The sequence below is a fragment of the Stenotrophomonas sp. 21LCFQ19 genome, assembly GCF_056861425.1.
Map to the genome: position 1 here is coordinate 226,907 of NZ_JBSPUF010000003.1, position 8,055 is coordinate 234,961.

An 8,055-nucleotide genomic window follows, 5' to 3' on the forward strand; every position below is an offset into this window, starting at 1 on the left:
TGGGGGCAAACCGCGCTCAACCGGGGGGCCGTGGGGGGTTTTCGTACCGAACCCCCACTCTGACCCCGGTTTAGCCCCTGACCCCGGTTTTGCCCCTCAGCTATGCTTGCGCCCCCTAGCAAGACCAGAGCCCGGACCGTGACCGACGCCAGCCAAACCCCCGATTTCCCTCTCCTCGACGCCGCCCAGGCGCGCGTGTTGGGCTGCCTGATCGAGAAGGAGGCCACCACCCCGGATACCTATCCGCTGACGGTCAATGCCACCCAGGTGGCCGCCAACCAGAAAACCGCGCGCGAGCCGGTGATGAACCTGGAAGCCGGCAAGGTGCAGCACGCGCTGCGCCAGCTGGAAGCGCTGGGCCTGGTGCGCCAGCACTTCGCCTCGCGCGCCGACCGCTACGAGCATCTGACCGGCCCCAAGCTCGACCTGCCGCGCCAGCAGGTCGCCCTGCTCGGCTTGCTGCTGCTGCGCGGCCCGCAGACCGCCGGTGAGTTGACGACCCGCAGCGAGCGCATGGCCAAGTTCGCCGATGCCGCCGACCTGCGCCACCAGTTGGACCGCATGCAGCAACGTGGCCTGGTCGTGCAGCTGCCGCGTGCTTCGGGCCAGCGCGAAGACCGCTTCATGCACCTGCTGTGCGGTGCGGTGGATGTGGATGCCCTGGCGGCGCAGTACCGCGCGCCGGCGGGCGCTGCCGTCACGGCCGACAACAGCGCTTTGGAAGAGCGCGTGCAGCAGCTGGAGGCGACCGTCGCAGCACTGCAGGAACAGCTTGCAGCGTTGCAGGAGCAACTGGGCGGCTGAGCCGACTCAGAACGCATTCCGGCCGTAGCCCGGGTAAGCACAGCGCACCCGGGGCCTTTGGCGGAACATCGGAGATCCTAGGGATCCTTGCCCCCGGGTGCGCTGCGCTTACCCGGGCTACGCGGCTGAAACGGGCATGTTGACGAACAGCAGCAGCTGTTCGTCCTTGCCCGGCAGCACCACGGTGCCGTTATCGCGGAAGCCGACCTTCTCCAGCAGCGCGACGGAGCGCGCATTGCCCTGCGAGACGATCGCGCGCAGTTCGCCCAGGCCGAGCGTGCCGCGCGCGTAGGCAAGCACGCCTTGCACGGCTTCCAGTGCATAGCCATGGCCGGTGTAGGCACCAAGCAAGGCGTAACCAACATCCGCACAGGGCAGGCCATCGCGTCGTACCAGCCCAGCGTTGCCCAACCAGGCGCCATCACTGCGGCGTTCAATCGCATACATGCCGAAGCCATTCGCGGCATAACTGCCGAAGGTGTGCTTCTGCACATACTCGCGCGCCTGCTCCAGCGTGCGCACGCCGCGGTCACCGATGAATTCATGGAAGCCCGGCTCGTTGAGCAATTGCAGCATCGCGGCGGCATCGCCGTCGTCGTCACGCAGCAGGCGCAGTTGCAGGCGTTCGGTCTGGATCAGGGACATGGCGGGCTCGGTTTTCGCCCCCTCCCTTTGGCGCAGCCAAGGGGAGGGTTGGGGAGGGGTGCTTTTGGTTTTTGCCGGTAAAGCCTCTGCCGAGCATGGCTCGGCACTACCGCCGTCTCCTTTGGTCAGGTGAGGGCTGAGGGGCTGAGGGGCTGTTTGCGGTAGGCCCCAATCAAAGCGCAAAACCCGGAGCCAAAGCTACCCCCCTCCCAGCCTCCCCCTTGGCTGCGCCAAAGGGGAGGAGACAAGCATCAATCAAACAGTGCCTGGATCGCTGCCAATCCGGCCTTGGCCCGCTCCTGCTTGTGCGCGGCATCGGCCACCGGGTCGGCACCATCGCGCTGGATCTCACCGGCGGGAATCTCATCGAAAAACCGGCTCGGCTTGAGCCGGATGTGCTCGCCGAACTTGCGCGTCAAACGACTGAAGCTCATCCACAGCTGGATCTTGGCGCGGGTGATGCCCACGTACAGCAGGCGCCGCTCTTCCTGCAGATTGCCTTCATCCAGGCTGACCTGGTGCGGCAGCACGCCGTCCTCGCAGCCAACGATAAACACGTACGGGAACTCCAGGCCCTTGGACGCATGCAACGTCATCATCCGCACCTGGTTACCGCCGTCGTCCTTGTCGTTGCGCGAGATCAGCGCCAGCTGCGCGGCCATGTCGGCGGCGCTGGCACCACGCGGGCCGCTCTCGAACCACGACGCCAGTTCTTCCAGATTGTTGGCGCGACGCTCGTAGCCTGCGGTGTCCTTGGCCGCGTGACGCAGTTCGGCCAGCATGCCCGAGTCCTTGGCCACGCGCCGCACCAGGTCGCCGGAACTCATCTGCCGCATGTCCAGGCGCAGCGCGCGCAGGATGTCGGTGAACTTGCTCAGGCTGTTGGCCGCACGCGGGGTGAGCTGGGCAAGCGCGCCCATGCTCTCGGCGGCCTGCGCCATCGGAATGTCTTTCTCGGACGCCAGCTCCGCCAGCTTGGCCAGCGTGCTTGCACCGACATCGCGCTTGGGCGACTGCACCGCGCGCATGAAAGCCGTGTCATCGTCCGGGTTCACGATCAGCCGCAACCAGGCCAGCGTGTCCTTCACTTCCTGCCGTTCCAGGAACACCGTGCCACCGTTGAGGTGATACGGCACACCGACCAGCTGCATCGCTTTTTCCAGCGGACGCGACTGGAAGTTGCCGCGGAACAGGATGCAGAAATCACTCCACGGAATCTTGCGGCTGGTCGCCAGGAAATGGATTTCCGCGGCCACTTTTTCCGCTTCGTGTTCGCTGTTGCGGCACTCCCAGACGCGGATGCGTTCACCGTCAGCCTGGTCGGACCACAAGGTCTTCAGGTGCTCGTGCGGGTTGTGTGCGATCAACGCATTGGCCGCGCGCAGCACGCGGTTGGAACAACGGTAATTCTGTTCCAGCTTGATGATCTGCAGCTTGGGGTAATCCACGCCCATCTGCTGCAGGTTCTCGGGATTGGCACCGCGCCAGGCATAGATCGACTGGTCGTCATCGCCCACGCAGGTGAAGTTGCCGGCGGGCCCAGCCAACTGCTTGAGCAGGCGGTACTGGGCATCGTTGGTGTCCTGGCATTCGTCGACCAACAGATAGCCGATGCGCTCGCGCCAGGCCAGGGCGATATCCGGGTGTTCTTCCAGCACCTGCACCGGCAGACGGATCAGGTCATCGAAATCCACCGCGTTGAACGAGGTCAAACGGGTCTGGTACAGCTCGTAGACCATCGCCGCGTCTTTCTCGCGGTTGCTGCGCGCCGCCGCCATTGCCTGCTCGGGTGACAGGCCGGAGTTCTTGGCCCGCGAGATCAGGTTTTTCATGTCCTCGATGTCGTCGGGCTTGGCGTTGGTACCGCCCAGCAAATCCTTGATCTGCGCGCCGGCATCGTCGGCATCGAAGATGGAGAAGTTGCGCTTCAAACCCACCTGTTCATGTTCAATCTGCAGGAACTTCAGGCCCAAGGCATGGAAGGTGCAGATGGTGACTTCGGCCGCGTCCTCGGCGCGCAGGCGCTTGGCCACGCGCTCGCGCATTTCCTTGGCCGACTTGTTGGTGAAGGTGATCGCGGCGATGCGGCGGGCCGGGTAGCGGCGGATACCGATCAGATGGGCGATTTTCTCGACGATCACGCGCGTCTTGCCGCTGCCGGCACCAGCCAGCACCAGCAGAGGACCTTCGGCGTGCACAGCCGCCGCGCGTTGGGGGGGATTGAGGGAGTCCAGCATGGGGTGGTTTCAGTCGCAGGCAGGCAGTGTAAGCCATCGCCCGTGAGCGCCGGCTGGCGCGGTAAAATGCGGCATGGCCAAGCTCTATTTCTACTATTCGGCGATGAACGCCGGCAAGACCACCACCCTGCTGCAGTCCGCGCACAACTACCGCGAGCGCGGCATGCGCGTCGCCCTGCTGACCCCGCACCTGGACCACCGCGCTGGCACCGGCGTAGTCGCCTCGCGGATCGGCCTGCAGGCCGAAGCCACCACCTTCGAGCGCGATACCGACCTGGAGAAGCTTATCCAGCAGGACATCGCCGCCCACGGCAAGCTCGGCTGCGTACTGGTGGACGAGGCGCAGTTCCTGAGCAAATCACAGGTGTGGCAGCTGTCCGAGGTGGTCGACCAGTTGCGCATCCCGGCGCTGTGCTACGGGCTGCGTACCGACTTCCGTGGCGAACTGTTCGAAGGCAGCCAGTACCTGCTGGCCTGGGCCGACGAGATGCAGGAGATCAAGACCATCTGCCACAGCGGCAAGAAGGCGACGATGACCGTGCGCGTCGACGAGAACGGCTTTGCCGTGCAGGACGGCCCGCAGGTGGAGATCGGCGGCAACGATCGCTATGTGTCGGTGAGCCGCGCCGAGTTCAAGAAAATCACACGCGGTGAAGGGCGGATTGATCCGATGCAGGCGCCGTTGCCGCTGTAAACACGCATTCGCGTATTTACCCCACGGTTTGCGCCGCAAACCGCGGGCCCCGGCTCATCACCACCCAGATCCCCGCGCCTGTCGGCGCGCCCCCCTTGACTCAAGGGGGCTCTAGATTGCAATCGCCAAGCTAACGAGTGCATCCGTAGCTCACTCAGTTTCGAAGCGGCTTGTGAAGCTGAAGGAGATACTGGCTCCTAATCGCGCAAGGCAGGCCAGATCCTCCTTGGAGATGAAACCCCCTTCCTGCTCCTCCGAATCTTTCACTGGCAGCAATAGATCCACTTCAACAAACTCGGGCGCCACATCCAGCAACAGGCGAAGGATGCCCTGCTCACCGCCCATATGCGCGATGACCGCTGGGATCATCGAATACACAGGGGCGGATGGAGGCAGCGAAACCCGCCATAAAGCATAGGACCGTTTCAACGGCGACTGACCCGGCCTGCACACCTGCCCTGCCGAACCCAGACCTTGCGCCTCCACGCCCAACCGCGCAGTCACCTGCTCGGGCCCTGCGGAAAAGCCCCGAAGCGTAAACGTCACACTCCGTTGACGCAGTTTCGGCGGTGTAGGTGCCACTTGGTCTGTACGCATCCATCACCACCAAGGACGAACGAAGCCAGCGCTCCGGGTACCCAGCACTGTGGCGCCTACCCGGCCCCTGATCAATACAACGTCCGCTCCGGCGCACCAGCAGCCGGCGGGCTGTACTGGTACAGCCAGGTTTCGGTCAGGGTCTTGCCGCCGCTGCGCAGGTACAGGCGCACGTCGATCTGCTCGGTGCTGCCATCCGGCGGCACCAGGTCGAACATGGCGCGGTAGCCCTTGATCTCACGCAGCGGGCGCGCCGATACCACTTCCACGCGGCCACGGCTGGTTTCCACCACAGCCTCGACGTCGGCCTTGTCGATCAGGCCGGCCAGTTCGCCGCCTTCAAAATCCACCGCGAAACGCCACGAGAAATACTCGCGCTTCTTGCCGATGATGCCACCCAGGCCGGTGCGGCTGGCCACGCAGTGGGCGAGCGGCGGACGTGCTGGCGGCTCGGCGCCCCAGTACAGGCGATAGCCGACCAACAGTTCCTGGCCCGGCTGCGGCTTGGCCTTGGGGTTCCAGAAAGCGACGATGTTGTCGAAGGTTTCATCGACAGTGGGAATCTCCACCAGCTGCACCGAACCTTCGCCCCATTGCCCCTTGGGTTCGATCCACAGGCAGGGGCGCTTCTCGTAGAACACGCCGTCGTCCTGGTAATGGTCGAAGTTGCGGTCACGCTGCAGCAGGCCGAAGCCGCGCGGGTTGTTGTCGACGAACATGTTGAAACGCAGGTTGGCCGGGTTGCACAGCGGCCGCCAGATCCACTCGCCGGCACCGTTCCACATCGACAGGCCATCGGTATCGTGGATCTCCGGGCGCCAGTCCCAATCCATGCGGCGGTCGTTCTCGCCGACCTGGTACATGCTGGTGCACGGCGCGATGCCGAGCCGCTCGATTTCCTTGCGCGGGTACAACGCGCTGTCGATGTCCATCAGCAGCACGTCGCCATTGGTGATGGCGAAGCGATAGGCACCGGCCACGCTGGGTGAATCCAGCAGGCCATAAACAACGATGGTGTCCGAATCAGCGGCAGGCTGTTCCAGGTAATAGGCGATGAAGTCCGGGAACTCCTCCGGGCGGCCCATGCCGGTATCGATCGCCAGGCCACGCGCCGACTGCCCGTACTGACCTTCCTTGCCCACCGCGCGGAAATAGCTGGCGCCGAGGAAGGCGGCGAAGTCACGGTCGGTATCGCTGCGGGTATTGAGGCGGAAGCCGGCGAAGCCGAGGTCGGCCGGCAACTCGCCATCGTGGATGCCGCTCTTGCCGTAGTTGAAGGCCGCGCCGTCATAGGCCAGCTCCTGCGCCTTGCCATCGACCACGTCGAACATGCGCACCGGCGAATGGAAGTACAGGCCGAGGTGGAAGAACTTCGCCTGGAACTTGCCGGGCTGGTCAGCCCACAGCGCATGGTCCTGGCGGTAGCCGATGGACTGGTACTGGTCCCAGTCGAGTTTCTCCAGCGCGCCCGGCAGGGTGCGCTTGTGGCTCTTGTACGGCGCCTGCGCCAGCGCACGGGCCTGGCCCTTGAGCGTGGCGAAGTCGAAAGGCTGCGCTTGGCCCAGCCGGCGCAGGCCCAGCTGGGCGGGTTTGCCAGCCGCGCAGGCGCTGAAGGCCGGAAGACCGAATGCCGCCAAGGCGGCAGCGGCGTTGCGCAGGAAGTCGCGTCGTTGCATGGAAAGACGTGCCAGTTGGGGACCGCTGCATGGTAGGCGCAATTACGTGAATCGACAGCCTCGGAGCAGGGGCGGATGAACACCGCCTTCAGCCTTCGGCGAAAGACCTACCCCTCCCCAGCCCTCCCCTTGCCTGCGGCAAAGGGAGGGAGCAGAACCAGGTAGTGCCGAGCCATGCTCGGCATAGGCCTAACCGGTATAGCTACAGCACCGCATGACCGCGCTCTACCGGCAAGCACCCGCCAACTGCAACGCGGCCGCATGCGCACACAGGAATCCACGCTGCGCCGCCTCGTCATCCCCGCCGTCCCACTGCAACAGTGTCCACTGCTCGGATGCCTGCATCCGTTCGCCGGCTTGCAGCTCGCGGTAAGGCGCGTGCACTTCCATCTCCAGCAAGCCCTCGGCGATACCGCCGGCATCCAGATACAGCTCGACCTGGGCCTGCTCGGGATGGATGCTGGCACGCGGCTGCTTGGCAAAACGGATGATCAAGGCCTGGCTGCCGTTGAAGCCTGCCATCCAGCCTACCGTGGGCTGCACGAACCATTTGCCACGCGGCCCCATGCTGCCAGCACCGGCCTGCAGTACCAGCATGCCATTCTCAAAGCGATGGTCCGGCATGCGCGGATCGGGCGCCCCTTCGACACGGATATCGCTGGCCATGCTGACCGGCACGAACACGCGGGTAGCCGGGTGGACGCGGGTGTTGAACCACAGGTCCCAGGCGACCTGCGTGTCACGGATGTTCTGGCCACTGACCTGCAGCTGCACGGTGTCGGCGCGCTCGGGGTCAAGCCGGAATGTCTTCTCCAGTTGCATGCCGGTTACCGGGCTGGCGGCGCCGCGCAGGCGCAGTTGCCCAGCATCGCGCTGCAGCCATTGCGCAGGGGCGAGTGACAGCCATGGGTCCGGCGGCCAGTTGGCAGCAGCAGCCCGCCGTTCGGGGTTGATCTGCTGGTGCAGCCACCACTGCGATTGCGGACCAACCCAGACGTCATGGCCCAGGTAGGCGATGTCATCGCTGCTGGCGTTTACCACCGGATCCGGTTGTGTGCGGACCGCTGCGCCCGTGCGCAGGAAATTGGGTTCGCCGTTGCGCTGCAGCGACAGCACCCGGCCGCCGAAGGCGGAGGTCGCCTGCAATTGCAGCTCACTGCTTTCCAGGACTGCGGCGTGGTCCTCCGCCGGGGTGTCGGGTTGTGCGATCGCCAGTGTTGGCAGCAATAGCAGACAGAGGGTGATTCGATGATGCAGCTGCATTGGGTGCTTCCTGCGGGTCAGTGCGGATCATGGCAGAGCTTGCAGCGGCCGTGCCGCCGTAGTGCCGAGCCAAGCTCGGCAGAAGCTTTACCGGGAATGACGCCGGCCCTCCGGGCGCGGCCCGCAAGGGTGGGCGCTG

7 protein-coding genes are annotated in these 8,055 nt (G+C 65.0%); 2 read left to right on the forward strand and 5 right to left on the reverse strand.

Annotated features, from left to right (window positions below; translation table 11 throughout):
* Positions 1 to 138: 138 nt before the first annotated feature.
* Positions 139 to 804: a YceH family protein gene (locus AC13FW_RS05025; RefSeq protein ID WP_482988396.1), complete on the forward strand. Its 666-nt coding sequence runs from the start codon at positions 139 to 141 to the stop codon at positions 802 to 804.
* 117 nt (positions 805 to 921) lie between these two features.
* On the opposite strand, the gene AC13FW_RS05030 is transcribed toward AC13FW_RS05025, so the two are convergent.
* Both AC13FW_RS05030 and AC13FW_RS05035 read right to left on the reverse strand, forming a co-directional pair.
* Positions 922 to 1,449, reverse strand: coding sequence for a GNAT family N-acetyltransferase (locus AC13FW_RS05030; protein ID WP_482988397.1), 528 nt, complete (start codon positions 1,447 to 1,449; stop codon positions 922 to 924).
* 251 nt (positions 1,450 to 1,700) lie between these two features.
* On the reverse strand, positions 1,701 to 3,683 hold the full coding sequence (locus tag AC13FW_RS05035) for a UvrD-helicase domain-containing protein (protein WP_482988468.1): 1,983 nt from the start codon (positions 3,681 to 3,683) through the stop codon (positions 1,701 to 1,703).
* A gap of 76 nt (positions 3,684 to 3,759) precedes the next feature.
* Here AC13FW_RS05035 and AC13FW_RS05040 point away from each other — a divergent pair, with 76 nt between their 5' ends.
* Positions 3,760 to 4,380, forward strand: a complete 621-nt coding sequence (locus AC13FW_RS05040; RefSeq protein WP_296250341.1) for a thymidine kinase — start codon at positions 3,760 to 3,762, stop codon at positions 4,378 to 4,380.
* Positions 4,381 to 4,530: 150 nt separating this feature from the next.
* Here AC13FW_RS05040 and AC13FW_RS05045 read toward each other — a convergent pair whose 3' ends face one another.
* The 3 genes from AC13FW_RS05045 to AC13FW_RS05055 form a co-directional block, all read right to left on the reverse strand.
* On the reverse strand, positions 4,531 to 4,749 hold the full coding sequence (locus AC13FW_RS05045; protein WP_296250343.1) for a hypothetical protein: 219 nt from the start codon (positions 4,747 to 4,749) through the stop codon (positions 4,531 to 4,533).
* Positions 4,750 to 5,048: 299 nt separating this feature from the next.
* Positions 5,049 to 6,653 (reverse strand): OpgD/OpgG family glucan biosynthesis protein, encoded by a 1,605-nt coding sequence (locus AC13FW_RS05050; protein WP_482987674.1) that lies wholly within the window; start codon positions 6,651 to 6,653, stop codon positions 5,049 to 5,051.
* Between the two features lie 225 nt (positions 6,654 to 6,878).
* A complete protein-coding gene (locus AC13FW_RS05055) occupies positions 6,879 to 7,916 on the reverse strand; it encodes a DUF4380 domain-containing protein (RefSeq protein ID WP_482988398.1) in 1,038 nt (345 codons plus the stop codon).
* Positions 7,917 to 8,055: the final 139 nt, after the last annotated feature.